General features: G+C 53.4%; 4 protein-coding genes. All 4 read left to right on the top strand.

The genetic code is table 11. From position 1 onward, the window contains the following. Window positions 1–175 precede the first annotated feature (175 nt). Window positions 176–301, top strand: a complete 126-nt coding sequence (locus ABJK56_RS19330; protein WP_347246328.1) for a hypothetical protein — start codon at window positions 176–178, stop codon at window positions 299–301. Window positions 302–395: 94 nt separating this feature from the next. Next, the gene (locus ABJK56_RS19325; RefSeq protein ID WP_347246327.1) at window positions 396–647 is read left to right on the top strand and encodes a hypothetical protein; all 252 of its coding nucleotides are present in this window, start codon (window positions 396–398) and stop codon (window positions 645–647) included. Between the two features lie 64 nt (window positions 648–711). After that, window positions 712–861, top strand: coding sequence for a hypothetical protein (locus ABJK56_RS19320; protein ID WP_347246326.1), 150 nt, complete (start codon window positions 712–714; stop codon window positions 859–861). Window position 862: 1 nt separating this feature from the next. After that, the coding region (locus ABJK56_RS19315) for a hypothetical protein (RefSeq protein WP_347246325.1) at window positions 863–2249 on the top strand (1387 nt) is incomplete at its 3' end.

Here is a 2249-nt window from a genome sequence, read left to right as displayed (position 1 = left end):
CAAAAAGCCCGAAGGGCTTGGCTTCTGAGCCCGGACGTTTACGTCCGGGCGAGAGGCTTTGCCGAAAAGCATCCGGGGGTGGCGGTGGTGATGATTTCGCTGGGGAGCGGGGAGGAGAACCGGGCGGTGGCGGGGGAGCAGGGGGTTGCCTTCCCGATGCTGGAGGGGAATGGTGATGGTGGCCTACCGGGTGCCGGGGGTGCCGTATTTCTATGTGCTGGACGGGGAAGGGGTGGTTCTCCGTTCGGGCTTTGCGGTGCGGGAGGAGGAGATCGCAGCGCTGGTGGCGGGTGGAGAGTAAAAGGGGGTGAGAGTAGGGAGTAGGGGAGAAGAAAAGGCCAATCAGTTCGTTCCAGGTTATCCACTTCTGCCATATTTTGTTAAGGAGGTGAACGATGAAAGGGAAATGGCTGCTGCGGGTTCTCTGCGGAATGCTGGTGGTGGCGGCGGTGCTGGCCCTACTGGTCTATGTTCTCCCTACGCCAGTACACGCAGGATGGTGTAACTATTATTATCACAAAGTGTGTGACTGCGGTTGCTGTGGGGCTGATAAGGGGGTATGGTACGTAGTTGTAGTTTGCTACAATGTCTGCGGCCCCGGATGGCAAATATGTGCTGCTGGAAACCAGTGTGGTACCTGCTGGTAAAAGTGCCTCGGGTCTCTGGGAATTCCCGTAGGGAGCAAAAATCCCACGCTTCAGCCGACGCGGGATGACGCGCCAGGCACTTTTGGAAGTGCCTGGCACGTTTTCGCCGTCTTGGGGAGCAGCGAATCGGCTGGCCATGCAAATTCCCGAAGAGCCAGTGCCTCTTTTGGAGCAGCGGCAAGATGCACTGCTCCAATGTTTGGAGGAAGGTTGACATGAAACGGCTCTTCCTGTACAGGCAGAAGTCGGTTACGCCATTTTTAGGGTTGTTCGTCTTTAGTGCTGGGTTACTTCTGCTCATTGTGGCTTCGGAGGTAACTGTCTTGACCGCTATGCAGGAATTAAACCACTTCTGGCGCACCACTTACGATATCCTCGTTCGCCCCACTGGTGCTCGCTCACCGATAGAGGATAGACACGGGCTAGTAGAGGTCAATCATCTATCCAGTATCAGTGGTGGCATCACGATTACTCAATATGAGACGATAAAGGCTATTCCTGATGTAGAGGTTGCCGCGCCTATCGCAATGCTGGGTTATGCCCTTCAAGGGGTAACCACCGAAACCCTGGGACCCCTCTCCAGGCCAGGAGCATATGTGGTAGAAAATATGTTAACGATAGATAATGGAATCGCCCCAGTTTCTACCTCTGATAAAATTTACATTTACATAGGCCCAGAGAATCCTCCAGGCGGGTCTATGGATTTCGCCCTGAAAACCGGGATTGTTGTGAACCCCCTTTTTGTTGAACGTCTTGGTACACATGGCTACATAGGGATTCCTTTCCTGATAGCAGGCGTTGATCCTGAGCAAGAAGCCACATTGCTGGGGTTGGATCGGGCTTTAGTAGAAGGCGAATATCTCACCTCCGGACCCGTTATCGCTTTGCCTGCTGATTTTGGCCAAATTGACAGGCAAGCGCCCGATCTTTTGATTAACCTTCCTTCTCTGATCAACGCCACTCCTTACATCAGTGCAACGTTAGAGGCCTCGTTGCGACAATTGTCTACAGAGACGATAAGCCTCCAAGAAATTCTGGCACGAGGGGGAAAAGAATATCTGGACTCGTTGTCAGGAGAGGTTATCGGTTTTCAGCGAATGGAGGGGGAGGCTATCTACCAAAGGCTACTGGAAAATTTGAGGCGGGGATTCCGTACACAAAGTTACGTTGTAACAAGTTTGCCTGCTCCCTTTGTCTACCAAGAACTCAACTCTTCTCTCAAGAACGAGAATCCCGTATTAGAACTGGTCAGACCTCCTTCAGAAAAAGGCTGGTACGGAGAGCCGAATTACCGCCAGTGTGATTCCTCAACCCTTAAAGCTGCCTTCCAGGTAGATGTGAAGGGTATTTTTGATATTACACGGATTCCACAGCCCTCGGATGTGAACCGGGTTCCTATGGAGACCTATTTCCCGCCCCTGGTGACCCTTCGCTATGATGAGATGGGCCATCCGGTAGAACCCCGTATCCTCCGTCCCACCCTGAACCCCTGCGGTTATATTCAGAGCCCCCCATTAATCCTCACCACTCTTGCGGCGGTTTGCGCCCTTCGCGGCGACAACTGCATCAGTGCCATCCGGGTCCGGGTCGGCGGGATTGACC

This window comes from Thermogutta sp., from assembly GCF_039793925.1.
GTDB lineage: Bacteria > Planctomycetota > Planctomycetia > Pirellulales > Thermoguttaceae > Thermogutta.
Note: the sequence above shows the minus strand (reverse complement) of the source record. Positions and strands in the feature narration are given on the sequence as shown.